Source organism: Arthrobacter sp. ISL-65 (assembly GCF_018613795.1).
Classification (GTDB): Bacteria; Actinomycetota; Actinomycetes; order Actinomycetales; family Micrococcaceae; genus Arthrobacter.
In genome coordinates, this window is record NZ_JAGGPN010000007.1 from 136427 (window position 1) to 160789 (window position 24363).

The following is a 24363-nucleotide window of genomic DNA, read 5'->3' on the forward strand; positions in this document are numbered from 1 at the left end:
ATAAGGGGCTTCGTGCGGGCGTTGTACGTATTAACCGCGATTGGGAACCCCCAATTTGGGTGGCTCAGCGGGCCGACCAGCCGCACCCCCAAGGTTTTCACGGGCACGCCCACGGACGATGGCACCGTTACATTCCTCCTAGCGGCAGGTGTGCCATGAACCATTCAGCCTGGAAGTCAGACGGGAGTGCAGATCAAAGCCGATCTGCAGTTCCCACCGATCCACCATCAAACCGGCGTCAACGACGCAAGAAGCGCAGCAAACAGTCCATGTCCTTCCGCATGATAGCGGCAGCCACCACCTTGGCGATGCCGGCAGCGATGGGGCTGCCAGTGGTCGCGGCCAACGCGGTTCAGGCACCGGTGGGGGAAGGCTTTACGATCACAGCCTCGGACCTAGCATTCATTCTGAAGCAGATAAAGATCTCTGAGCGCCACGCAGCAACGTATTCACCCGAACACCCGTGTGACACCCTCATCGGCACGGGGCCCGATCAGATCCCCAGTCCCCTGATCTCGGCGGGCCTGCGGACCGTCGACGGGTCATGCAACAACCTGCAGCCGGGCCAGGAGACGTTCGGCGCCGCTGACCAGAAATTCCCACGCCTCACAACGCCTAAGTTCACGAGTGCCGAAGATGCATCGGCCTTCGGCGGTCCGGCCGCCTCGTCGTACGCTCAAAAGTCGGGGACGGTGGTGGACTCCGAGCCTCGCGTGATCAGCAACCTGATCGTGGACCAGACTTCCACCAACCCGGCAGCCGTCGCCGCGGCCGGCAACCCGGTCCGGACGCAGGGCAACACCGGCGTCGTTCCCTGCACAACAGACCCCGATCCCCTGGCCACTCCGCCCGTCGCCGGCGCGCCCGCAGATTGCGTGCCGTCCCACAGCACGCTGTTCATCGAGAACGTGACCACCGACGTCGGCCTCTCCCCGCCCTACAACTCAATGTTCACGCTGTTCGGTCAGTTCTTCGACCATGGCGTCGACCAGACAGTCAAGAGCGGCGGAACCGTCTTCGTTCCGCTCAAGGCTGACGACCCGCTCCGCACCGTTGGTCCCGACGGCAAGGCCAACACCGGCGATGAGGTCCCCGCCAGCCAGGCTTTCATGGTGCTGACCCGCGGCCAGAACCAGCCCGGTACGGACGGTGTCCTGGGTACCGAGGATGATGTCCAGGATGCGAATAACACGGACTCACCGTGGGTCGACCAGAGCCAGACCTACACGTCGCACGCTTCCCACCAGGTGTTCGTGCGGGAGTACGTCGACAACGCCGACGGCAAGCCCGTCGCCACCGGCAAGCTGCTCGGCGGTCCTACCGGCCCGACGGCCGGTGGAATGGCCACCTGGGCCACGACCAAGGCCCAGGCCGCGACCAAGCTTGGCCTCAGGCTCGAAGACAAGGACGTCCTGAACGTCCCGATGATCGCCGCGGACCCTTACGGCAAGTTCATCCCCGGGCCCAACGGACTGCCGCAGTACGTGACCAAGACCGGCATGGTCGAGGGACATCTCGACGACCCGTTGACGACAACGGTAGACGAGACCGTACCGGTTCCGGCCAACGTGCTCTACTTTGACACCCCGTTCCTCACCGACATCGCCCACAACGCGGACCCGTCTCCGCAGGACACGGACCACAACCCTGCTACCCCGAAGGTGGCACCGACGCCCGACACGAATACTACGGCCACGGCCGATTTTGCCAGCCAGGCCCCCGGCACCTATGACGACGAGATGCTGGACGCGCACTTCATCGCCGGTGACGGCCGCGTCAACGAGAACATTGGCCTGACGGCCATCCACCAGATCTTCCACTCGGAGCACGACCGGCTCGTCGACGACATTGAGAACGTCCTGACGACCGATACGTCCGCCAGCGGCGTCAAGGCCCTGGCAGAGTGGAAGCTGGCTGCAGGTGCCGCAGGCTGGAACGGTGAGCGGCTCTTCCAGGCTGCGCGGTTCATCACCGAGATGGAGTACCAGCACCTGGTCTTCGAGGAGTTCGCCCGCAAGGTGCAGCCAGCGATCAACCCGTTCGAGCCGTTTGCGTTTACCCAGACGGAGCTCAACCCCGCGGTCAAGGCTGAATTCGCCCACGCGGTGTACCGCTTCGGCCACTCCATGCTGACCGAAACGATCTCGCGCAGGAACGAGGACGGCGCCGGCCTCAACGGAACATTCGGTGATTCTGACGACACCAAGGGCAGCCAGAACGATATCTCGCTGCTCGACGGCTTCCTCAACCCGCCCGAGTACACCAACGGCGGCGCTGCCGGGCCGCTGACCTCGGAAGAGGCCGCCGGAAGCATCATCATGGGAATGGCGGACCAGGCCGGCAACGAACTGGATGAGTTCGTGACCGACACGCTCCGCAACAACCTCCTGGGCCTGCCCTTGGACCTTCCCACGATCAACATGACACGGGCCCGATCTGAAGGAATCCCGCGGCTGAACGTCCTTCGCCGCGAGATCTTCAACAAAACGAATGACGGCCAGTTGAAGCCCTACATCAGCTGGGTCGATTTCGGCGAGAATCTCAAGCACCCGGAGTCCCTCGTCAACTTCGTCGCAGCCTACGGCCAGCACCCGTCCATCACGGGCGCCACAACGCTGGCAGGCAAGCGGGAGGCCGCACGGCTCATCGTCAGCCCCGCCACAGGGGAAGTCGCTCCGACCGACGCCGCGGCGTTCATGAACAGCACGGACGCCTGGGTGAACAACGGCACGAGCTCTATAACCGGCCTCGACAACGTCGATCTCTGGGTCGGCGGTCTCGCGGAGACGACGGTTGTGTTTGGCGGACTGCTGGGCAGCACGTTCAACTACGTGTTTGAGAACCAGCTGACGGACCTGCAGAACGGCGACCGCCTGTACTACCTGGCCCGCACGCCGGGCATGAACCTGAGGGCGCAGCTGGAAGGCAACTCCTTCGCCGAAATGATGATGCGCAACACCAACGTGCACAGCCTGAAGGCCGATGTGTTCGCCACATCGGACTGCAAGTTCGAACTGAAGAAGCTGGCAGGCACCACCGCTGGCTTTGCGGCCGACGGCAACACCGTGCTCGATGACCCGGACTCAGAGTGCAGTGAGCCAGATCTGCTGATCCGCATGCCCGACGGCACGATCAAGTACCGTGCAAGGAACACAGTCGACCCCTCCGGCATCAACGGACAAAGCGTCTACAACGGCACCGCCGGCGTGGACCGTATCTTCGGCGGCAACGACAGCGACACCTTCTGGGGTGGCGAAGGCAATGACGTCATCGAAGGTGGTGACGGCGCCGACGTCGCGCTCGGCGGTAACGGTGACGACATCATCACCGACCTCGCCGGTGACGACGTCCCGAAGGGCGGCCCCGGCAATGACGCGATCGACGCCGGTCCCGGCCTGGACATCATCATGGGCGGGGATGGCAAGGACTTCACGAACGGCGGAGCCAACGCCAATGAGACCTTTGCCGGAGCCGGCGACGACTTCGTCATGCTTGGTCAGAGCCTTGACGCCGCGTTCGGCGACAGTGGCGATGACTGGGAAGAGGGCGGCGACCAGCCGGACCTCATGCAGGGGGACAGCGGCAACCTGTTCTTCCTGGACGATTCCCAGAAGCCCGGACACGACATCCTCGTCGGTCAGGGCGGCGACGACGACTATGACATGGAGGGCGGCGACGACGTCGGCGTCGGTGGTCCCGGCATCGAGAAAGTCGCCGGAGCCTCCGGTTACGACTGGGAGATTGGTCAGGGCGACCCACAGGCACAGGATCTTGACCTGGCCCTTCCGATCCCTCCGCTGGACATCCTGACGGTCGGTGTCCGCGACAAGTTCAACGAGGTGGAAGCGCTCTCCGGCGGCAAACTCGACGACAAGCTTCGCGGTGACGATTTGGTTCCCAGCGCCGTTGGTGGCGCCGGGTTCATTGGATGCGACGTGCTGGATCAGGCCGGTGTGGACCGGATCGCCGGACTTGGCGACCTGGTGACGACCTTCCCGACGCTGACATCCGATGTTGTGGCTGCCTCGGCGTCCAAGGACTGCCCGCTCCTCACCGGTACGAACGTCTGGGGCGAAGGCAACATCCTCCTCGGCGGCGGCGGCAGCGACATTATCGAAGGGCGCGGCGCCAACGACATTATCGACGGCGACCGGTACTTCGGTGTTCGCCTTAGTGTCCGTACCAACGCGGCCGATCCGGCAAGCGAGATCGGCAGCGCCAGCATTGAAGGGTTGGGACAGAGCGCCATGGCCAGCCGGTACCAGAAGGATGCCAACGGCTACCTGACGGGACCGACGCTCCAGGAAGCTGTCTTCGCGGGAACGGTGAACCCGGGCAACATCGTGGCGGTCCGTGAGATCCTCACGGGCTCCGGCGGCACCGACTCGGCAGTGTTCACCGGCGCTGAGGCCGACTACACGGTCACCACCACGGGTGGAACTGGCGTTCTCGGCTCCGCGGGTTCCACCACCACGGTGACCGACAACGTGGGCACCGACGGTACCGACACCGTGCGGAACGTCGAACGGCTGGTGTTCGCAGACACTGTTGCACCGGCCGCTCCCGTCATCGCCGCGGCAACGGCCGGCAACGGCCAGGCAACGGTCAACTTCATCCCGGCAGCAGGCGGCGTCGCCACCAGCTTCGAGGTGCGGGTGGTCAACGCAGCCGGAACCCAGGTGGGCGCACTTCAGACGGCAGACGCCGGTTCTACCAGCCTGGTGGTTCCGGGTCTGGCCAACGGAACGCCTGTCCGGTTCCAGGTACGGGCAGTGAACGCAATCGGCACCAGCGCCTTCTCGGCACTGTCCAACGCAGTCACCCCGTCTGCTCCCGTCCTTGCCAGCGCTCCGGCGATCGGCACGGTGACCGCGGGCAATGCCCAGGCTACCGTGACGTGGACCGCCCCCGCGGCGGTACCCAGCGCGCCGGTCACGCAGTTCCGGGTCCGCGTCTTCGTTGGAACGGGTGCCACCCCGACCCGCGAAGTCACGGTGGGCAATGTGACGAACACGGTGATCACCGGCCTGATCAACGGCACCGGTTACACGTTCGATGTCTCGGCGATCAACTCGGCAGGCACGGGAGCACCTTCGGCCCGTAGCGGTCTTGTCACCCCGCGGAGTGAATTCGTGGCCCCGACGATCACTGCCAGGACGCCCGCTCCTGCCGCACTGTCCGTCAACCAGACGGCCAATCTGACGGCAACGTTCAGTGAAGCAGTGGCAAATGTGGGTAATTCAACATTCGCCGTGCGGCTCGGAACCAACAACACGACGGGGACGCCGCTGGCGGCAGCGGTTACCTACAACAGCACGACTAGGACCGCGACGCTGAATCCGTCCGCAACACTCCTGCCCGACCGTACTTATACGGCAGCGATTTCCAACATCCGTGATGCCGCCGGCAACTCAGTGGCGCCGACCACCTGGACATTTACGACCGGGCCAGCTCCAACGCTGACCTCGATCTTCCGGGGAGCAGGGGCCACGGGGCAGGCACGGAACGGCAACCTGACGGCGTTCTTCAGCGAAAACATCACCGGATACAACTCCACGACTGTTCGGCTGACTCGAGTGTCCAATGGTGCGGTATTCCCGGCGACCATGGTCTTCAACCCGAACAACCGGGGACTGACCATCAACCCGTCCGGAACACTGCTGGCCAACACGCAGTACCGGGTCACGGTTACCGGTGGGACATCGGCAGTACGTGACCTCGCTGGGAACCCGTTTGTCACGCGGTCCTGGACGTTCACCACGGGAGCCGGCTTGTAGCCCCGTAGAAGCAGAGCTGGCGGCCGGCAAGGGCCGCCAGCTCGCTCCCAATGACCCACGCCCGGCCCTCCACCACACCGCGCAGCCGCAGCGCGGAGGAGGGCCGGGCGTGGTTTTGCGTGCCACCCGTCTCATTATTCGGGACAAATATGGCCGTCCACTGGATGGACACTACACTTGATAGGTCTGTTTCCATCCCCTATCAGGACTGTGGACTTCCAATGAACCTTTTCCGGACCAAATCTATCGAGCAGTCAATAGCCGACGCCGATGAGCCCGGACGCAAGCTGAAGCGCTCCCTGAGCAGCTGGGACCTCATGATCATGGGCGTCGCCGTTGCCGTCGGCGCCGGCATCTTCTCTGTGGGTGCCAAGGCCGCTGCAAACTTCGCCGGCCCCGCTGTCACCGTCTCCTTCGTGGTCGCTGCCGTCACCTGTGCCCTGGCGATCATGTGCTACGCCGAGTTCGCCACCGCCATCCCGGTGGCAGGCTCCGCCTACGTTTTCACTTACGCCACCATGGGCGAAGTGCTGGCCTGGATCATCGGCTGGAACCTCATCCTGGAGCTCTTTACGGCGGCCGCGGTGATCGCCAAGTACTGGGGCATCTATCTCAGCAAGGTCTTCGCCCTCATGGGCGTCGAAATACCGGCTGCCATCTCGCTCGGCGGCGTTGACCTGTACTGGGGCGCATTCCTCATCGTGGCAGTCTTCACCGTGCTGCTGGTGCTCGGAACCAAGCTGTCCGCCCGCGTGGGCAACATCTTCACGCTGATCAAGATCGCCGTGGTGGTGTTCGTGATCATCGTGGGCTTCAGCTACCTGAAGTTGTCCAACTACACCCCCTTCGTCCCGTCCTCTGAGCCGACGGCCAACGCCGGCGCGGCTGACGTTCTGAAGCAGTCGTTCTTCGGTTTCCTCACCGGAGCCGCCCCCGCGCAGTACGGCACCATGGGCATCTTCGCCGGTGCCGCGCTGGTGTTCTTCGCCTTCATCGGCTTCGACGTGGTGGCCACCTCCGCAGAAGAGGTCAAGAACCCGCAGAAGACACTGCCCCGAGGCATCTTCGGCGGCCTGGCACTGGTGACGCTGCTGTACATCCTCGTGTCCCTCGCCCTGACCGGCATGGTCTCCTACACGCAGCTCGCCGAGGCGGAAAGCCCCACACTCACCACAGCCTTCGAGGCGGTCGGCAACACCGACGCCGCGAAGGTGATCGCCTTCGGCTCCCTCGTGGGCCTGACCACGGTGATCATGGTGCTGCTTATGGGCCTGGCCCGCGTTGTGCTGGCCATGAGCCGGGACGGCCTGCTGCCGCGCTCCTTGTCCAAGACCAGCGAAAAGCGTTCGACGCCGGCCCGCCTGCAGATCATCTGCGGCGCCGCCGTTGCCCTGGTTGCCGGGCTCACCAACGTGGACCTGCTAGAGGAAATGATCAACATCGGCACGCTGTCCGCGTTCGTGATGGTCAGCCTGGGCATCCTGGTGCTTCGCAAGAAGCGCCCCGACCTGAAGCCAGCCTTCCGGGTCCCGTTCGGCAAGGTGCTTCCTGTCGTATCAGCGGTGCTGTGCCTGTACCTGATGACTAACCTCGCCGTGGAGACCTGGATCTTCTTCGGCATCTGGCTGGTGGTGGGCATTGCCATCTACTTCGCCTATGGCCAGCGTCACTCCCGGCTCAACGAGAAGTTCGCCGGCGCCAAAGCAGCCGTGGACGGCCCTGCAAGCGAGCTCGGCGACCGGGACGGCGACGAGCTGAGCAAGGTTTAGCGCGACCCCGGACCCGGGCCGTCCCGGGTTCCGCTGAACCGCCGCCCCCTGATGCCGTCAGGGGGCGGCATGCCGCCCCACCCAGTCCACTAGAGGCCGGAGCTGTTCCCACCGGGCGGCGATCTCCCGTTCCGCTTCCGACGACCTGAGCCAGTCTGGCTCGCCCAGGGCAACACCCGCGGACAGCGACTTGTGCTTGAGTAACTCGGCGCGCGGGTGGTCCTTCGGGAAGCCGCGCGGCACCGTCTTTAGCTTTTCGCCTTCAATGCCGAAGCCGGCTGCTGCGACGGCGGCGACGATGCGCTGCAGCTGTCCGCCGCTGCCTGCTGCGTCCACAGAGTTCCGGTAGCGGACCAGTTGTGCGGGGGAATGTGAGTGGTAGCCGCCGCCGACCAGCAGGCCGTCCGCGCTGAGCTGAAGGTAGAACCCCACGCCTTCCTGGTAAGAGGCGAAGGCGCCCTGGGCCGTCTTGTACGGGGATTTATCCTGCGAGAAGCGGATGTCCCGGTTGGGCCGGAAGATTTTCCCCGGTCCAAAGCGGGGCTCAAGAGCGGCGAGCAGTGCGGCCAGGGGCTCTTTCACGGACTCGTGGTACACCTCTGAGTGGGTCTGCCACCACTCCCGGCTGTTGTTTTCTTCCAGCTCAGCATAGAACTCCGTTGCTGCTGCGGGAATGCCCTCGAATGTGCTCATGAATGAAGCCTAGGAAAGCTGACCCGGCTAGGCTACGGGCACCTCGTCCATGTGGAAAACATGCACGCGGACCGGCACCACTTGGCTCACTTCGCCAATTTGTCCAGCAACAGCGGTGCCAGGAGCTCGCTGTACTCCCGGTTGAGGTGGTTGGCGTCGAAGTAGACATTGACTCCGCCAACAACCGTGTAGCACTTGCGCGGATCGCAGAAGTAATCGGTCAGGTCCACCAGCTGGACGTCGCGGTTGTACGTAGACTTGGCTGCCGTGATGAGCGGGTCTTCGGGCTGCGCAAGGGCGCGATCCACAGCGCAGGACGCCGGATCCTGGATATGCAGATTGGCACAGTCAGGCTGCCGCACCGCCTGGTTGAGCGGCGGATCGGCCAGGACATAGACCTTGGACCCTGCGTCGGTCCACCGCTGCCAGGTCTTCTGCAGGCCCGAGGAGAACTGTTCGGAGACCGGACGGCCGGAGCCGTCGTCAACGGACTGCCTCCGCGCGAACATGGACGTGAAAACCGCCGCGGGTCGGTCTGCCGCCACGGCGTCGGTCACCCTGTTCGCCCAGTCCATGCAGGTCCGGGTGGAGTTCTGGTCGGCGTTGTTTGCGTAGCCCGTGAATTTGACGTCCGCCACAGGACAGCCTCCCAGCAGTGCCGTCCTGACGATCCAGCCTCGTTGCTTGGCCGCCGCGAAGACCGCCGCCTGCCACTGCTGTGCGTGGGAGTCGCCCACCAGCCACACAGTTTTGGCTTCCGGCTTCCCGCCCGAGAAGTCACAGCGCTGGTGCGTCCTGGTCTCCGCGGCCTTCAGCTCGTCGTCAGGGCGGTCGCATGAAGGAGGCGTTTTCCAGTACTCATTGGCATCCGACATCACGGGGGCAGCGGACGGTCCGAACGGATCGGTGCAGTCGGCGCCGGGGAGCAGGGCCAGCGGACCGTGGCAAGGCTGCAGGGCGGCCGCTGCCGCCGCCTGTTCCGCTGCCTCCTGACGGATATCCTTGACCTGCAGCTGAAGGCCGGCAAGCCCGGCAACAAGGGCCATGCCAACGGCCATCGCGACGAACGTCCGCCGCGCCGACGCGGTGAGATACACGGATGACTGGCCGCGGTCCTCGACATACGCCTTCGTGAGGCCTGCCAGGACAACGGCGAGAAGGACCATCCCGATCCTGTCGAAGTGGCCCAGGGCGCGCCCCAAGGCGAATGGGGCAATGACGATGAGCGGCCAGTGCCAGAGGTACAGCGAGTACGAGATGTTGCCGAGGTACTGCAGCGGAAGCATGCTGATCAGTGGCTTGAAGGCAGGGCTGCGGTTATCGTTCCCTGCATAGATGACCATCACAGTGCCCAGGACGGGAACAAGGGCAAGGAAGCCGGGGAAGGCGGTCCCGTCGTTGAAGGCAATGGCTGAGCACACGATCAGTATGAACCCGGCGGGGCCGACCCCCTTCAGGGCCGGCGACGGCAGCCTGTGCCGCCCGAGCGCCAGGGCAGTTAACGCACCCGCGCCGAACTCCCAGGCCCGGACCGGAGTTACGAAATACGCCTGGTTCGGCGAGAACTCCGTCGTGAGCACAGAGGCCACGAGCCCGAGTGCCGTCACGGCGGCTACCCCGGCGAAGACTACGGGGATTCCAGGCCTGTTGAGGCGGCCGGCCCGCCAGAACAGCGCAATGAGCAGCAGCGGCCAGATGAGGTAAAACTGCTCCTCGACAGAGAGCGACCAGAAGTGCTGGGCCACCGTTGCCGATGACGTCGACGCCGAGTAATCAACGGACTTGGCCGCCAGCACCCAGTTTTCCGCGTAAAGGGCGCTGGCGAGGATTTCGTGTGCTGTGTCTTCCCAGCGCGAAAACGGCAGCCACACCATAGCGGCGATGAGCGACGCGGTTAGGACCAGGAATGCCGCCGGCAGCAGTCGCCGGATCCTGCGGGCATAGAACGAAGCTAGGCGGATCCGGCCGGTTCCCAGGAGTTCCTTCAGCAGATGCGAGGTGATCAGGAACCCGGAGATCACGAAGAAGACGTCAACCCCGACGTAGCCTCCGGTCAGCTCCTTGGGCCACAGGTGGTTCAGGACGACCAGGGACACTGCAAGGGCGCGCAGCGCCTGGATGTCAGGCCGGAACGACGGTCTGCGCCGGAGTCCTGCAGCCGCGATTGTCCCGGCCGCAGCCCCACCCGGCGCCTGCTGGACGATGCTCATGAGTTCCTTTTTGACGAGGGTGAGGCGGAAGGTGCCTTGCTGATTTTGCCATGCTGTCCGGTTCTGCCGAAGTTACGGCAGCGACACGGCGTAACGGAGGGCCTGCCTTGGGGGAACATCTCCGGACGCAGGGAACCCCGCCGCGGCTGTGAACGGGTCACTGTGCCGTGGCGGGGTTCCTGTGCTATCTGGTGCGTGCTGTTAGCCGATCTTGTTGGCGGCTTCCGCATCGGAGAGGGGTGCTGCGCCGAGGTTGGCGCGGAGCTTGGCGCCGAGTTCGGCGTCAACGTTGGTCCAGTACTGGATGGCGCGTTCCTTGATGCCGGGGCTCTTCACGCCGCCCACGGCACCGGTGATGGTGTCGAGGAAGCGGGCCTTTTCGGCGTCGTTGTAAACCTCGCGGTACAGCGCGCCGGCCTGGACGAAGTCGCTGTCCTCGGCGTGCAGGGAGTGCGCAGCGTGCGTCAGCTCGCCGTCGTTCTCCCAGCCGCCGGCCGGGCTCTGCGGCTCAACGGCGGCCGGGCCGCCGAACGTGTTCGGTGCGTAGACCGGAACCGACGGAGCGTTGAACAGGAAGCGTCCCGCGCCGTCCTGGCTGTAGTTGTTGACCTGGCTCTTGGGCTGGTTCACCGGGATCTGGGCGTGGTTGGTGCCTACGCGGTAGCGGTGTGCGTCCGCGTAGGAGAAGATCCGGGCCTGGAGCATCTTGTCCGGGGACGCGGCGATGCCGGGCACGAAGTTGGACGGCGCGAAGGTGGCCTGCTCGATCTGCGCGAAGTAGTTCTCCGGGTTCCGGTTCAGCTCCATGGTGCCGACCTTGATCAGCGGGTAGTCCGCGTGCGGCCAGACCTTGGTCAGGTCGAACGGGTTGAAGCGGTAGGTCTTGGCGTCCTCGTACGGCATGACCTGCACATGCAGGTCCCAGGAGGGCAGGTTGCCGGCTTCGATGTTCTCGTGCAGGTCGCGGATGTAGAAGTCCGCGTCGGAGCCGGCGAGGGCTTCGGCTTCCTCCCCCGTGATGGAGTTGACGCCCTGGTTGGACTTGAAGTGGTACTTGACCCAGAACCGCTCGCCCTCGGCGTTGATCCACTGGTAGGTGTGCGAGCCGTAGCCCTGCATTTCGCGCCAGGAGGCGGGCAGGCCGCGGTCACCCATCAGCCAGGTGACCTGGTGTGCGGACTCGGGGGAGAGGGTCCAGAAGTCCCACTGCATGTCGGCGTCGCGAAGGTGCGAGCCGGGCAGGCGCTTCTGGGAGTGGATGAAGTCCGGGAACTTGATGCCGTCGCGGATGAAGAACACCGGGGTGTTGTTGCCCACGAGGTCGTAGTTGCCCTCGGAGGTGTAGAACTTCACCGCGAAGCCGCGGGGGTCGCGCCAGGTGTCCGGGGAGCCGTTCTCGCCGGCGACGGAGGAGAAACGGATCAGCATCTCGGTCTCCACACCCGGCTGCAGGAACGCGGCCTTGGTGTACTTGGAGATGTCCTCGGTGGTCTTGAACGTGCCGAAGGCGCCGCCGCCCTTGGCGTGCACCACACGCTCCGGGACGCGCTCGCGGTTGAACTGGGCGAGCTTTTCTATCAGGTAGTGGTCCGTGAGGATGATCGCGCCGTCAGCGCCGACAGCCTTGGAATGGGCATCGGACGTTACCGGGGCGCCGGACTGCGTGGTGGACACGGCAGGCGCAGAGATGTTCGAAGTCATCTTTCTCCTATTTCTTGATTACTTGTCAGTTGCGTTTGAAGGAAGTTTTTGGGCCCGCTGGCACTCTCCGCAGATCCCCTGGTACATGACATCCGCGATCTGGATGGTCATGGGGTGGGAATCCTCGTTCCAGTGCGGGGTCAGGCACGGGGCATGGCCGACAGCGCAGTCGACGTCCTCCACACGGCCGCAGCTGATGCAGATCGCGTGGTGGTGGTTATCGCCCACCCGCGTCTCATACAGCGCCGGGGAATGCGGAGGTTCGAACCGGCGCAGCATCTGCAGGTCCGTCAGGTCACCCAGCACGACGTACACGGACTGCGCCGTCAGTTCCGGCAGTTCCTCGCGGGCGGCCGCCAGGATATTTTCCGCCGGGGAGTGCGGGTGATGCTCGACGGCGGCCAGCACCGCCAGCCGCTGCTTGGTCACCCGGCGGCCGTGGGCGCGCAGGGCCGCGGCCCATGCTTCGTGGCTTTCCGGGTGATCGGTCATGACTCCATTGAAACACCTATTTTGACTAGATCACAATAAGGCAGGACTAAGTTTCTGCTGGGACTAGAGTTGCCGGGTGGGAAAACTTCTGGCTGACATCACTCCGCTTCGTGAGAGCCCCGATTTCCGGCGGCTTTGGCTGGGCTCAGCTGTCTCCAACGTGGGAAGCCAGCTCACCCTCGTGGCGGTCAGCCTGGAGGTCTACCGGCTGACGCAGGACAGCCTCTACGTTGGCCTGCTCAGCATCTTTGCCCTGGTGCCCCTGGTGGTTGGCGGACTGCTGGGCGGATCCATCGCCGACTCCCATGACCGGCGAACGGTGGCGCTCCTTTCCGCCGCAGTGCTGTGGCTGACCACGGGCGGACTCGCCCTGCAGGCCTGGCTGGAGGTGGGCAACGTGTGGCTGCTGTACGCGCTGGTGGCCGTGCAAAGTGGCGCCCAGGCCATCAACCAGCCTGCCCGCAGCGCCATCATTCCGGTGCTGGTGCGCAAAGAGCTCCTGCCGGCCGCCAATGCGCTGAACATGATCGTCTTCGGGTTGGCCATGACGGCGGGCCCGCTTCTGGCCGGTGTCCTGGTGGCCAGCGTCGGCTTTGGCTGGACCTACACGCTGGACCTGGTCAGCTTCGTCTTTGCCTTCTGGGCACTGTTGAAGCTTCCTCCCATGCCGCCCGGCGAAGAGGCAGGGCGGGCCGGGATGCGGTCCGTCGTGGAAGGCTTCCGGTTCCTGGGCACGCGGCCCAACCTGCGGATGATGTTCATCCTCGACCTCATCGCCATGATCCTGGCCCAGCCGCGCGCCCTGCTGCCGGCCATCGGAGCTCTCATGATCGGCGGCGGGGAAACCACGGTGGGCATCCTGCTGGCGTCCGTAGCGGTGGGCGCCTTCCTCGCCGGCCTCTTTTCCGGGCCGCTCGGCGCGGTCCGGCGGCAGGGGAGTGCTGTGGTGTGGTCGGTCATGGGCTGGGGCGCCTCGTTTGCGGCGTTCGGCCTCGTGGTGGTGCTGGCCGGGCGGTCCGGCTCCGGCGGCGTGTCCATCTGGCTGGTTCCGGCGGCGATATGCTGCGCCCTGGCAGGAATCGCCGACTCGGTGAGTGCCGTTTTCCGCACCACCATCCTGCAGGCTGCGACGCCGGACCACCTGCGCGGTCGCCTGCAGGGGGTCTTCATTGTGGTGGTCGCCGGCGGGCCGCGGCTGGGCGACATGCTGGCAGGCGGCGGCACTAAAATTCTTACTGAGGGCTGGGTCCTGCTGCTGGGCGGCATCCTGTGCATCGTGGTGGCCTGGATGGCGGCGCGGTGGCAATCCGGCTTCCTGAAGTACGACGCGCGGAATCCCGTTCCGTAGCGGCAGTGCCGGTTCCGACTTCTGAGCTGTGGAGGCAAAGTGCACGATCACCACAACGGGCTGAAAACGGCGACGCTGTTCGGCGTGCTGTGGGCGATCCTGCTGGGACTGGGCGCCCTGATTGCCGCCAATACCCGCAGCTCGGCCCCGATCCTGATCATGGCGCTGATCGGCGTAGGGACCACGGCCTACGGGTACTGGAACAGCGACAAGATCGCGCTCCGGTCCATGCAGGCATACCTCGTCTCCGAAGCCCAGGCCCCGCAGCTGTACCAGATGGTCCGTGAGCTCTCCACCCGCGCCAGCCAGCCGATGCCGCGGATCTACGTCTCGCCCACCATGGCGCCCAACGCCTTCGCCACCGGGCGGAACCCGCAAAACGCGGCGGTTTGCTGCACGGAGGGGATCCTGCAGCTCCTCACGCCGCGGGAACTGCGCGGCGTCCTTGGACACGAGCTCATGCACGTCTACAACCGAGACATCCTGACCTCGTCCGTGGCTGCGGCGGTGGCAGGCGTCATCACCTCGGTGGGGCAGATGCTGCTGTTCTTCGGCGGCGGGGACAGGCGCAATTCGAACCCGCTGGCCCTCATCGCCATGGCGTTACTGGCGCCGCTGGCTGCGTCAATGATCCAGGTTGCCATCTCCCGGACCAGGGAGTACGACGCCGACGAGGACGGTTCGCAGCTCACCGGCGACCCGCTGGCGCTCGCCCCCGCCCTGCGCAAGATCCACCAGGGCGTCCAGGCCGCACCGCTGCCGCAGGACCAGCGGCTGGTCAACGCCTCGCACCTGATGATCGCCAACCCGTTCCGCGGCGGCGGGCTCAGCAAGCTCTTCGCTACGCACCCGCCGATGCAGGACCGCATCAGCCGCCTGGAGCGGATGGCGGGCCGGCCGCTCAGTTGAGGGCCGCCGTCGTAAGCCCTGCTCCGCGTCGTCAGGCGAGCGGGCGGGCGTAGCATACGGACAGCGGCTCGCCCGCGTACGGCCCGAAGTTGTCGATCAGGCGGTAGCCCTCACGCTCATAGAAGCGGATGGCGTCGGGCTGGGCTGTGCCGGTTTCCAGCTTGAGCTCGGTCAGGCCCAGGCGGGCGGCCTCGGCCTCCAGGCTTCGCAAAACCGCTGTGGCGGCGCCGCTTCCGCGATGGTTGGGCAGCACGAACATCCTCTTGATCTCCGCGGACCCGGCGTCAAGCCGGCGCAGCGCGCCGCAGGCAACAGCTGTCCCCTCCTGGTTCCTGGCCACCAGGAACAGGGTGATGTCCCCGGCGCTGGGCGCGGACACCCGGATGGGCGTGTCCCCGGCCCGGTTCCGCTCCCGGGCCCTTGAGGCGTCCGGGGCCGTTGGCAGGTACTGGGTGCGGAAGTTCCCTAGCTGCGGAAGTTCACGAACTGAAGGTCGGCCTCGTCGAAGTCCTTCAGGAGGGCCATGGTGGCCTGGAGGTCGTCCCGGGACTTGGAGGTGACGCGGAGTTCATCGCCCTGGATCTGGGACTTGACGGACTTCGGGGCCTCGTCGCGGATGAGCTTGTTGATCTTCTTGGCGAGGTCCTGCGCGATGCCTTCCTTGATGGAGGACTCCAGGCGGTATTCCTTGCCGGACGCGTATGGTTCGCCGGTGTCCAGGGACTTGAGCGAGATGCCGCGGCGGATGAGCTTGGACTGCAGCACGTCCAGCACGGCCAGGACGCGCTCCTCGGAGTTCGCCTTCATCAGGATCTTCTCGCCGCTGAAATCGACCTCGGCGCCGACGCCCTTGAAGTCGTACCGCTGGGCGAGTTCCTTCTGCGCCTGGTTCAGCGCGTTGGCCACCTCCTGCTTGTCTACCTTGCTTACGACGTCGAATGTGGACTCGCCTGCCATGACTCTCCTTTGCTGGTGCCTGCGTCGCCCGGGCGGTGAGGCTCCGGGCAGGGTGCGGATATCTGGCTTCCAGCGTAGTACGGATGGCGCGGAAGTGAAGGTGGGCGGAATTCACAGTTCACTCAAAGCCAAGTCATGGCGGGAACGAAGTTTAGGAGCCCAGAGTTGTAGCAGTTGGAAGCCGCTCGGAAGGAAAGCAATGTCCCATAAGGCCGTCCGCTACGTCACCAGGTCCACCGCCGCAGCCGCCGGAACCATCGCCACCGCCGCCTCGTCCGTGGCCGCCGCCGCCGTGGCCGCATCCATCATCCTCAGCCCCGTCGCCGATGCCTCAACCCGGCTGGAGGGAGTGCAGGCGGATCTCCAGCGGGCGGTGCAGCTCAACCAGATCACCGAGGAGCAGGCCCTGCGGTTCGAGGCAAAGCTGGCCGGCCGGATCCTCGGCGAAGCCTGATTTTCCGCGGATTTTCGGCCCCCTGATCTCCGATTTTATTCTTCGGCAGAAGTTCTGTAAGGTTGTCTTGCCCGCGGTTGATGGAAACACCGGCCGGGGTGATCTTCTTTCGAAGTTCGGCAGATTACCCGAGCGGCCAAAGGGGGCTGACTGTAAATCAGCTGGCAACGCCTACGGGGGTTCGAATCCCTCATCTGCCACATTGGAAAGACCCCCGGAACCTACTGGTTCCGGGGGTCTTTTGCTGTTCCGGTTCTGGGATCGGGGCTGACGAGACCTTGGTTACTGGGCGACGAATAATTTGGGCCCCGTTTCGGCGGCCCCGTCAGTTCAGCGCGATGACGATCATCTGGGTGGTGCCCGGAATGCACGTCTGCAGGACTGCCCGGGGGAACCCGCCGAACACCGCAGCGACGTCGTTGGTGGTGCCGGGGTTCGGCACCTGGCTACGCGCCGAGACCGTGTAGGAGCCGTAGCCCGGGATGTCAACGCGTTCACCGACGCCTATTCCTGAGAACCGGGCCCAGCCGCCGCAGAAGTCGTGCTCCGTGATGAAGAGCGAGTATCCGTCAGTGGGCGTGAAATGGATGGGGCCGATGCAACTGTCCACCATCGCCTGGCCGCCGGCGCCAGCCACGTAGATGGTCCGCACCGCAGGAGCCGGTGCAGGTGCGGGCGCTGGAGCCGGAGCGGGAGCTGGTTCCGGTGCCGCTGGGGCCGGTGCCGGAGCGGGAGCCGGTGGGGCCACCGCGGGTCCGCTGAGCTTGAGCGTCTGGCCTGGGAAAATGACGGAGCTGGGTGCAAGTCCGTTGGCTGCGAGCACACCGCCGGTACTGACACTGAAGCGCGCCGCAATGGAACTGACCGTGTCGCCGGCGACCACCCGGTACGTGGTGGGCTTTGGCGCCGGGGCCGGCTCAACCTTGCGGACCGTTGTGGTTTTCGGTGCCGTTGTGGTTTTCGGTGCCGTTGCGGGTTTCGGTGCCGGCGCCTTGGCGGCGCTTGGTGCCTTGACCGTCGCCTTGACGGGTACTTTCGCGGGTGCCTTGGCAACCGGCGTCACGGCAGGCGCAGCGGCGGGTGCCGCGGCTGGCGTGCTGGTGGCAGGTGCCGCGGCCGCTGCCTCTGCTGCCGCCGGCGTCGCGGCCGCCGGCTGTTCGACGGCGGCCGGCTGTTCGACGGCGGCCGGCTGTTCGACGGCGGCCGGTTGGCCGACGGCGGCCGGTTGGCCGACGGCGGCAGCCGGGCTCCCGGCGTCGGACGCCACCAGCGCGTTGACGCCCGCCGACGCCGCCAGCAGCGCAGCGGCCACCGCTGCCGAGATGAGCAGCACCCGGGCCCCGGGCCTGCCCGCCAGCGGTCCATGCCGCACCGGGGCTGGCCTGACGAAGCTCGGTGGCCCCGACGGCAGGCGCTGTGGATCGTTCTCGTCGCCGGGGGTGTTCTGGGGATCTGGCGTCTCCTGCTGGTTCATGGCGGGCCTTTGCCTCGTGCGCAGGCGGCTGTCCGGGTGCGCGGCGGACGGTCACGCGCAGACACAGGAGGCGCTGGGGCCCATGGGGGCGGAAGCACGGCATATGGGGCGCATGACCGCTATTCATGAGTGGTGCACGCTGCTCGCTAACGTGCCGGCCCCAGCCTGATTCGAGTATGGAACCACCGGACAGGCACCGCACGAGTAGGGAATACTTGTTTTTCCGGGACCCGGGCACTTGTTTCCCGCAGTATCCGCCGTTGCCCGTGCGCCCAGGCCGCCCACGCATGCCCGGGGGGGCTGAGCGGCAAACGGCGGGCGCAGAATATTCCCGGTGACGCGGGGAGCGAACAAGCCACCGGGCCGCGGGACTTACGGACACGGCTCGCGTACGGTTGAACCATGGCTACCGTTGACATCACAGGTGAACAGTTCGCATCGACCATCGAGGGCAACGGCATTGTCCTGGTGGACTTCTGGGCTGAATGGTGTGGCCCGTGTCGCCAGTTCGCCCCCACGTACTCCGCGGCTTCGGAAAAGCACCCGGACGTCGTTTTCGCGAAAGTGGACACCGAAGCCGAGCAGCAGCTGGCAGCGGAGGCGGGCATTTCCTCCATCCCCACGCTGATGGCATTCCGCGAGAAGGTGCTGGTCTTCTCACAGCCGGGCGCGCTGGCCGCCCCGCAGCTCGAGCAGGTCATTGACGCCGTCAAGGCGCTCGACATGGAGGAAGTCCACGCCCATGTGGCCCGCTCCCAGGCCGAGGCAGCTGCAGCCGCTGGCAACAGCGCCGGCAAGAGCGCCGGGCCCCAGGATGGCTCGCAGATCCCCGACTTCTAAAGGATCCCGGGCCCTAAGCGCTCGTTAAAACAGCAACGGGATCACCCCGCACCCAGTAACCTTTCGGTTTTGGGTGCGGGGTGATCCCGTTGTTTTTTGTTGAAGGAGTTAGAGGCGTTCCACCTGGGCAGGTTCGGCCAGGAGGGCGCTGAGGGATTCGTTCAGGTCCTGCAGGGCAATGCCCTTGGAGTGCGCGTCGAGGGCCTCTTCCGACTCCCAGCGCTCCGTCAGGACCAGCTTCTCCTCCGTCGCCTCGGTGAGCTCGTAGCGGATGCAGCCAGGTTCATTGACTACCTCGTCAATGGCGATTTCCAAGGCGAGCTTCACGCGGAAGAACTCGCCGTCGTTGGGGATGAACGTGGCCTGCAGGTCGATGGGTGCACTCATGGATTTCACAATACCGGCCCTCACTGACGCGCCCGGACCTGTTACACAGAACGAGGTGGCCCGTATTGCTTCTCTAGCACCGGGCTGCTTGATAGCGTGCCATCATGCGCGCTTACACCGCCGGGGACGCGGACGTCCCCCTGCTCGAGGAAACCATCGGCGAGAACTTTGAGCGGGTGGTGGGGCAGTTCCCCCTGCACGACGCGCTGATCGAGGCTGCCGCGGTGCCCGGGGCTGACGCCCGCCGCTGGAGTTACACCAAACTGAACGACGACGTCGACCGGCTGGCCCGGGCGCTCCTCGCCGTTGGCATCACGAAGGGGGAGCGGATCGGCATCTGGAGCCCGAACTGCGCGGAATGGACCATCCTGCAGTACGCGACGGCGAAGATCGGGGCGGTCCTTGTCAACGTGAATCCTTCCTACCGCAGCCACGAGCTGGAGTTCGTGGTGAAGCAGAACGGCATGCGGATGCTGGTCACGGCGCCGTCGGACCAGAACAGCGACTATGTGGGGATGGCGCGCCAGGCCCTCACCGGATGCCCAGACCTCCGCGAGCTCGTATTCCTGCCGGACTTCGAATTAGAAGGGCTCGACGCCGGCGTCCCCCTGGGTGAGCAGGAGCTCACGTACGCCGAGCTGCTCAAGCGGGCGGACGCCGTCGGGCATTCGGTGCTGTTGGCCCGCATGGCGGGCCTCGATCCGCACGATCCCATCAATCTCCAGTACACGTCCGGAACCACGGGCTTCCCCAAGGGCGCCACGCTGACGCACCACAACATCCTCAACAACGGGTATTCCATCGGGGAGCTGCTCAACTACACCGAGCACGACCGCGTGGTGATTCCGGTGCCGTTCTACCACTGCTTCGGGATGGTGATCGGCAACCTGAACGCGCTGAGCCACGGCGCCGCGACGATCATCCCGGGACGCGGGTTCACGCCTGCCGCCGCGCTGGAGGCCGTGCAGGATTTCGGTGGCACGTCCCTGTACGGGGTTCCCACCATGTTCATCGCCGAACTCGCGCTGCCCGACTTCGCCTCGTACGACCTCTCCACCCTCCGCACCGGGGTGATGGCCGGTTCGCTGTGCCCCATCGAGGTGATGAACCGCGTGATTTCCGAGATGAATATGAAGGACGTGGCCATCTGCTACGGCATGACGGAGACATCGCCGGTGTCCACCATGACCCGCGACGGTGACACGCTCCAGCAGCGGACGGAAACCGTGGGGCGGACCATGCCGCGGCTGGAAAGCAAGATCGTGGACGCTCTCGGAGAGGTGGTGGAGCGCGGCGAAATTGGCGAACTGTGCACCCGGGGTTACGCCGTCATGCAGGGGTACTGGAACCAGCCGGACAAGACAGCCGAGGCTATCGACGCCGACGGCTGGATGCACACCGGCGACCTGGCACGCATGGACGACGACGGGTACGTGGTGATCGAAGGCCGGATGAAGGACATGGTGATCCGCGGCGGCGAGAACATCTACCCGCGCGAGATCGAGGAGTTCCTCTACACCCATCCGTCCATCCAGGACGTGCAGGTGATCGGGGTGCCGGATGCCAGGTATGGCGAGGAGCTCATGGCCTGCATCATCCTCAAGCCCGGGGCGGCACCATTGGACGCGGCCGCGGTGGCCGAGTTCTGCCGCGGCAAGCTGACGCACTACAAGGTTCCCCGCTACGTCGATGTGCGCGACAGCTTCCCCATGACGGTGTCGGGGAAGGTCCGCAAGGTGGAGATGCGCGAGGAAGCCGTCGCCCGGTTGGGCCTCTGAGCGCGAATGGGTCAGTGTGCGCGGTGGTCCTGGATGGTCATCCGCGGCCCGAAGGTGGGTTTCCGGAAGCCGCTGAGTCCGAGCATGCGGACCACCCGCTGCCGGTGTCCCGTCCACGGTTCCAGCAGGGCCAGCATGCCGGCGTCGTCAGTCCGCCGTCCGGTCAGCGCCGCGCCGACATACGCGGCGAGGTGGTAATCGCCAACGGCGATGGAGTCTGGGCAGCCGTGCGTCCGCTGCACCACCTCGGCTGCCGTCCACACACCGATTCCCGGAATGGTCTGCATCTTGGCTGCTGCCTCCGCCGCAGGAAGGGACGCCAGACGTTCAAGGGCGACGGCGGAGCGCAGGGCGCGCATGACGGTCGCCGACCGCTGCGGGCCGACTCCCGCCCTGTGCCATTCCCAGGTCGGAATGCGGAGCCATCCCTCGGCGGTGGGCCGGACCAGCAATCCGGGAGGTGCGATGGTACCGGCGCCGGGGGCGGGCGTGCCGTGGCGGTACATGAGGTAGCGGAAACCCCGCCGGGCCTCAATGACGGTAACCTTCTGCTCCAAAATGGTGGGCACGAGCGAGTCAACCATCCGCCCGGTAGACGGGAGGCGGACGTCGGGGTTCCGGCGTCGGGCATCACGAACCATTCGCGGCAGTGTTGCTGAGAACGAAGGCTCGTCAAACGCCGACCAGTCGTCATCCGCCCCAAGGAGCCGCGGAACGCGCGCGAGGGCGGCGCCGGAACCGGGACCCCAGGCCTGGGTATCGATGTAAGACTCCAGGCCCGTGCCAGCAACGGTGAGCCGCAGCGTCACCGGACCATCCGTCGTCGTGAAGGCCATCCACAGCCCGTCCGGCCGCGAGGAGAAGGAGGGATCACCGTTGCCGCGCATCAGGATGCCCAGGGTGCGGTGTAAGTCATACGGGCCGCCCGGATGCCACCTGAGGGACGCATCCGCCGCGGCTGCCAGCCGGGCGGGAACGTCAGCAATGGTCATGCAAACATCGTCCCACGCCGGACCGACAAACTTGCCGGCGGGGCCGCCGTGCGGCCTTTCCGAGGGCCCTTAACCCGCGCCCGCTCCAGGACTACAATCCCCAGTGTGGCGCGGGTCCGCCGTGTCCCTTCCCTCGAGTTGCAGGAGATGGCAATGGGTGGCGTGGTGCATTTCGAAATCCCCGCGGACGACCAGGACCGGGCGAGAAACTTCTACAATCAGGCCCTCGGCTGGCGGATCGACCCCATGCCGGAGATGGACTACAACGTGGTGATCACCACGCCGATGGACGAAAAGACCGGCAGGCCCACCGAGCCGGGCGCCATCAACGGCGGCATGATGGCCCGCGAAGGGGAACTGACCACACCGGTGATCACGGTGGACGTTGAGGACATTGACGCGACGCTGCGCACGGTTGAGCAGCTGGGCGGTTCCGTGGTGAAGCCCAAGGAAACCATCCCGGGCATGGGCCATTACGCCTACTTCAAGGACACGGAGGGCAACATCCTGGGGCTCTGGGAGAACCTCCCGGCCGATGCCGGCGGTGCTTCCGGCTGACCTATTCCTCGCCGAAGCGGCCGCGGGCCTCCACCGGGATCAGCGGCTGCTGGGCGCGGATCCTGAGCTCCTGCACCGCCCAGGTGTTCCCGTCCGGGTCGCTGAACCCGAAGAACGTTCCGCCGTCGCGCTCATCGAAGACGGTGATTTCGCTCGCTTCCACGCCGCGGCTGAGCAGCTCGTCGCGCGCCGCCCGGGCATCCGCCACCACCAGCTGCAGGCCCCGCATGGAGCCCGGCGCCATCTCGTTCTGCGACGGCAGGTCGCCGATCACGATCGAGCACCCCGAACCGGGAGGCGTCAGCTGGACCACGTGCATGTGCTCATTCTGCGTGTCGTGGTCCAGGCTGAAGCCGACCTTGTCCCGGTAGAACTCCACGGCCCGGCCGATGTCGCTCACGGGCAGCACAACCACTTCGAGGGTCCAGTCCACGGCACGGTTCCTTTCAACGTCACTGATGAACGGCACCCGGCCGCGGGTACCGTAGCCAGCTTGCCCTGCCGGCACTGTCCTTGGCTAGGCATAGCGTGGCTAGGCATGGCGGCGGCTAGGCATGGCCACCAGGCCCCGCCGCCCGGGCCGGCGTGGGCCCGCGCGGGTCCCGTAGTCCAAGACGGTAAGTTGGTACCCATGAAGTACGCCCAGTCTGTCCTGGACCTCATCGGCAACACCCCGCTCATCAAGCTCAACCACGTCACCGAGGGCATCAAGGCCACCGTCCTCGTGAAGCTGGAATACGTGAACCCCGGCGGCTCCATCAAGGACCGCATCGCGGCGAAGATGGTCGAGGAAGCCGAGCGTGACGGCAAGCTCAAGCCAGGCGGCACCATCATCGAGCCCACCTCCGGGAACACCGGCGTCGGCCTGGCCCTGGTGGCGCAGCAAAAAGGCTACAAGTGCATCTTCGTGGTTCCGGACAAGGTGGGCGAGGACAAGCGCGCGGTCCTTCAGGCCTACGGCGCCGAAGTGGTGGTGACGCCCACCGCCGTCGAGCCTGACAGCCCGCAGAGCTACTACGGCGTGTCCGACCGCCTGGTCACCGAGATCCCCGGAGCGTACAAGCCGGACCAGTTCTCCAACCCCGCGGCACCGCTGAGCCACTACGAGACCACCGGCCCCGAGATCTGGCGGGACACCGACGGCAAGGTGACGCACTGCATCATCGGCGCCGGCACCGGAGGCACCATCACCGGCACCGGCCGCTACCTCAAGGAGGTGTCGGCGGACCGTCCGGAGTCCGACGGCGGCCGGGTCAGGATCATCGGGGCCGATCCCGAAGGCTCTGTCTACTCGGGCGGCACCGGTCGCCCGTACTTCGTCGAGGGCGTGGGCGAGGACATGTGGCCCGGCAACTACGACAAGTCGGTCCCGGACGAGGTCCTCGCGGTCAGCGACGCCGACTCCTTCGAGATGACCCGGCGGCTGGCGCGCGAGGAGGGCCTGCTGGTGGGCGGTTCCTCCGGCATGGCCGTGGTGGCCGCGCTGCGCACGGCCCGGGACCTCCCCGAGGACGCGGTGGTGGTGGTAATCCTGCCCGACTCCGGCCGCGGTTACCTCGCCAAGATTTTCAACGACCAGTGGATGCGCTCCTACGGCTTCCTCTCCGGCGGCGAGGAGGCCTCCGTTGGCGAGGTCATCAAATTCAAGACGGGCGAACTGCCGGACCTGGTGCACATCCACCCCAACGAAACCGTCCGCGACGTCATCAACATCATGAACGAGTTCGGCGTCAGCCACATCCCGGTCCTCTCCGCGGAGCCGCCCGTGGTGATGGGCGAAGTCCTCGGGGCCGTGGATGAACGGACCCTGACCGCCAAGCTGTTCCGCGGCGAGGCCAAGCTGACGGACAAGATCGCCGAGCACATGGGGGAGAAGCTGCCGGTGATCGGCTCGCTCGAAACCATCTCGGCCGCCCGCGAACTGCTCTCCGACGTCGACACCGTGATGGTGACATTCGTCGGCGCGCCCATAGGCATCCTGACCCGCCACGACCTCCTCGCCTACCTCAGCAACTGATCGAAGG

At 65.7% G+C, this 24363-nt stretch carries 19 protein-coding genes and 1 tRNA gene; 10 read left to right on the forward strand and 10 right to left on the reverse strand.

Annotated features, from left to right (window positions below; all coding sequences use genetic code 11):
- Window positions 1-269 precede the first annotated feature (269 nt).
- The gene (locus tag J7I85_RS03340) at window positions 270-5777 is read left to right on the forward strand and encodes a peroxidase family protein (RefSeq protein ID WP_214846511.1); all 5508 of its coding nucleotides are present in this window, start codon (window positions 270-272) and stop codon (window positions 5775-5777) included.
- 221 nt (window positions 5778-5998) lie between these two features.
- Window positions 5999-7546: an amino acid permease gene (locus J7I85_RS03345; protein WP_214846513.1), complete on the forward strand. Its 1548-nt coding sequence runs from the start codon at window positions 5999-6001 to the stop codon at window positions 7544-7546.
- A gap of 57 nt (window positions 7547-7603) precedes the next feature.
- On the opposite strand, the gene J7I85_RS03350 is transcribed toward J7I85_RS03345, so the two are convergent.
- The 4 genes from J7I85_RS03350 to J7I85_RS03365 form a co-directional block, all read right to left on the reverse strand.
- Window positions 7604-8239, reverse strand: a complete 636-nt coding sequence (locus J7I85_RS03350; RefSeq protein WP_214846515.1) for a DUF2461 domain-containing protein — start codon at window positions 8237-8239, stop codon at window positions 7604-7606.
- Window positions 8240-8325: 86 nt separating this feature from the next.
- Window positions 8326-10449 carry an acyltransferase family protein gene (locus tag J7I85_RS03355; RefSeq protein WP_214846518.1) on the reverse strand — a complete coding sequence of 708 codons (2124 nt, stop codon included), beginning with the start codon at window positions 10447-10449 and terminating at the stop codon, window positions 8326-8328.
- A gap of 201 nt (window positions 10450-10650) precedes the next feature.
- Window positions 10651-12150 carry a catalase gene (locus J7I85_RS03360; protein WP_214846525.1) on the reverse strand — a complete coding sequence of 500 codons (1500 nt, stop codon included), beginning with the start codon at window positions 12148-12150 and terminating at the stop codon, window positions 10651-10653.
- 18 nt (window positions 12151-12168) lie between these two features.
- Complete coding sequence (locus J7I85_RS03365) at window positions 12169-12642, reverse strand: Fur family transcriptional regulator (protein ID WP_214846527.1); 474 nt, start codon at window positions 12640-12642, stop codon at window positions 12169-12171.
- A 76-nt stretch (window positions 12643-12718) separates the two neighbouring features.
- On the opposite strand from J7I85_RS03365, the gene J7I85_RS03370 reads away from it, so the two are divergent.
- Both J7I85_RS03370 and htpX read left to right on the forward strand, forming a co-directional pair.
- The gene (locus tag J7I85_RS03370) at window positions 12719-13990 is read left to right on the forward strand and encodes an MFS transporter (RefSeq protein WP_214846529.1); all 1272 of its coding nucleotides are present in this window, start codon (window positions 12719-12721) and stop codon (window positions 13988-13990) included.
- A 39-nt stretch (window positions 13991-14029) separates the two neighbouring features.
- Entirely contained in the window at window positions 14030-14899 is an 870-nt protein-coding gene (gene htpX, locus J7I85_RS03375; RefSeq protein WP_214846531.1) for a zinc metalloprotease HtpX, read from the forward strand.
- A 31-nt stretch (window positions 14900-14930) separates the two neighbouring features.
- On the opposite strand, the gene J7I85_RS03380 is transcribed toward htpX, so the two are convergent.
- Complete coding sequence (locus tag J7I85_RS03380; protein ID WP_308159378.1) at window positions 14931-15278, reverse strand: GNAT family N-acetyltransferase; 348 nt, start codon at window positions 15276-15278, stop codon at window positions 14931-14933.
- An 86-nt stretch (window positions 15279-15364) separates the two neighbouring features.
- On the reverse strand, window positions 15365-15856 hold the full coding sequence (locus J7I85_RS03385; protein WP_102973874.1) for a YajQ family cyclic di-GMP-binding protein: 492 nt from the start codon (window positions 15854-15856) through the stop codon (window positions 15365-15367).
- 199 nt (window positions 15857-16055) lie between these two features.
- Here J7I85_RS03385 and J7I85_RS03390 point away from each other — a divergent pair, with 199 nt between their 5' ends.
- Both J7I85_RS03390 and J7I85_RS03395 read left to right on the forward strand, forming a co-directional pair.
- The gene (locus J7I85_RS03390) at window positions 16056-16310 is read left to right on the forward strand and encodes a hypothetical protein (protein ID WP_102973875.1); all 255 of its coding nucleotides are present in this window, start codon (window positions 16056-16058) and stop codon (window positions 16308-16310) included.
- Window positions 16311-16428: 118 nt separating this feature from the next.
- Window positions 16429-16510, forward strand: a tRNA-Tyr gene (locus tag J7I85_RS03395).
- Between the two features lie 125 nt (window positions 16511-16635).
- Here J7I85_RS03395 and J7I85_RS03400 read toward each other — a convergent pair.
- A complete protein-coding gene (locus J7I85_RS03400; protein ID WP_214846533.1) occupies window positions 16636-17784 on the reverse strand; it encodes a LysM domain-containing protein in 1149 nt (382 codons plus the stop codon).
- 402 nt (window positions 17785-18186) lie between these two features.
- On the opposite strand from J7I85_RS03400, the gene J7I85_RS03405 reads away from it, so the two are divergent.
- A complete protein-coding gene (locus J7I85_RS03405) occupies window positions 18187-18624 on the forward strand; it encodes a co-chaperone YbbN (protein ID WP_214846535.1) in 438 nt (145 codons plus the stop codon).
- A gap of 108 nt (window positions 18625-18732) precedes the next feature.
- Here J7I85_RS03405 and J7I85_RS03410 read toward each other — a convergent pair whose 3' ends face one another.
- Entirely contained in the window at window positions 18733-19011 is a 279-nt protein-coding gene (locus J7I85_RS03410) for a putative quinol monooxygenase (RefSeq protein ID WP_111905119.1), read from the reverse strand.
- A 104-nt stretch (window positions 19012-19115) separates the two neighbouring features.
- Here J7I85_RS03410 and J7I85_RS03415 point away from each other — a divergent pair, with 104 nt between their 5' ends.
- On the forward strand, window positions 19116-20789 hold the full coding sequence (locus tag J7I85_RS03415; protein WP_214846557.1) for an AMP-binding protein: 1674 nt from the start codon (window positions 19116-19118) through the stop codon (window positions 20787-20789).
- Window positions 20790-20800: 11 nt separating this feature from the next.
- Here the strand turns inward: J7I85_RS03415 and J7I85_RS03420 are convergent, their stop codons facing one another.
- On the reverse strand, window positions 20801-21781 hold the full coding sequence (locus J7I85_RS03420; RefSeq protein WP_214846559.1) for a DNA-3-methyladenine glycosylase: 981 nt from the start codon (window positions 21779-21781) through the stop codon (window positions 20801-20803).
- Between the two features lie 153 nt (window positions 21782-21934).
- Between J7I85_RS03420 and J7I85_RS03425 the strand changes: the two genes are divergently transcribed.
- On the forward strand, window positions 21935-22339 hold the full coding sequence (locus J7I85_RS03425) for a VOC family protein (RefSeq protein ID WP_102973882.1): 405 nt from the start codon (window positions 21935-21937) through the stop codon (window positions 22337-22339).
- Between the two features lies 1 nt (window position 22340).
- Here the strand turns inward: J7I85_RS03425 and J7I85_RS03430 are convergent, their stop codons facing one another.
- Window positions 22341-22772: a VOC family protein gene (locus J7I85_RS03430; protein WP_214846566.1), complete on the reverse strand. Its 432-nt coding sequence runs from the start codon at window positions 22770-22772 to the stop codon at window positions 22341-22343.
- Window positions 22773-22970: 198 nt separating this feature from the next.
- Between J7I85_RS03430 and J7I85_RS03435 the strand changes: the two genes are divergently transcribed.
- A complete protein-coding gene (locus J7I85_RS03435) occupies window positions 22971-24356 on the forward strand; it encodes a cystathionine beta-synthase (RefSeq protein ID WP_214846568.1) in 1386 nt (461 codons plus the stop codon).
- The last annotated feature ends 7 nt before the right edge of the window (window positions 24357-24363 follow it).

Excerpts from the sequence above, each read along its gene's own strand:
- J7I85_RS03340 (WP_214846511.1), top strand. The coding sequence starts at position 270 with ATGTCCTTCCGCATGATAGCGGCAGCCACCACCTTGGCGATGCCGGCA.
- J7I85_RS03345 (WP_214846513.1), top strand. The coding sequence starts at position 5,999 with ATGAACCTTTTCCGGACCAAATCTATCGAGCAGTCAATAGCCGACGCC.
- J7I85_RS03350 (WP_214846515.1), bottom strand. The coding sequence starts at position 8,239 with ATGAGCACATTCGAGGGCATTCCCGCAGCAGCAACGGAGTTCTATGCT.
- J7I85_RS03355 (WP_214846518.1), bottom strand. The coding sequence starts at position 10,449 with ATGAGCATCGTCCAGCAGGCGCCGGGTGGGGCTGCGGCCGGGACAATC.
- J7I85_RS03360 (WP_214846525.1), bottom strand. The coding sequence starts at position 12,150 with ATGACTTCGAACATCTCTGCGCCTGCCGTGTCCACCACGCAGTCCGGC.
- J7I85_RS03365 (WP_214846527.1), bottom strand. The coding sequence starts at position 12,642 with ATGACCGATCACCCGGAAAGCCACGAAGCATGGGCCGCGGCCCTGCGC.
- J7I85_RS03385 (WP_102973874.1), bottom strand. The coding sequence starts at position 15,856 with ATGGCAGGCGAGTCCACATTCGACGTCGTAAGCAAGGTAGACAAGCAG.
- J7I85_RS03390 (WP_102973875.1), top strand. The coding sequence starts at position 16,056 with ATGTCCCATAAGGCCGTCCGCTACGTCACCAGGTCCACCGCCGCAGCC.
- J7I85_RS03400 (WP_214846533.1), bottom strand. The coding sequence starts at position 17,784 with ATGAACCAGCAGGAGACGCCAGATCCCCAGAACACCCCCGGCGACGAG.
- J7I85_RS03405 (WP_214846535.1), top strand. The coding sequence starts at position 18,187 with ATGGCTACCGTTGACATCACAGGTGAACAGTTCGCATCGACCATCGAG.
- J7I85_RS03410 (WP_111905119.1), bottom strand. The coding sequence starts at position 19,011 with ATGAGTGCACCCATCGACCTGCAGGCCACGTTCATCCCCAACGACGGC.
- J7I85_RS03415 (WP_214846557.1), top strand. The coding sequence starts at position 19,116 with ATGCGCGCTTACACCGCCGGGGACGCGGACGTCCCCCTGCTCGAGGAA.
- J7I85_RS03420 (WP_214846559.1), bottom strand. The coding sequence starts at position 21,781 with ATGACCATTGCTGACGTTCCCGCCCGGCTGGCAGCCGCGGCGGATGCG.
- J7I85_RS03425 (WP_102973882.1), top strand. The coding sequence starts at position 21,935 with ATGGGTGGCGTGGTGCATTTCGAAATCCCCGCGGACGACCAGGACCGG.
- J7I85_RS03435 (WP_214846568.1), top strand. The coding sequence starts at position 22,971 with ATGAAGTACGCCCAGTCTGTCCTGGACCTCATCGGCAACACCCCGCTC.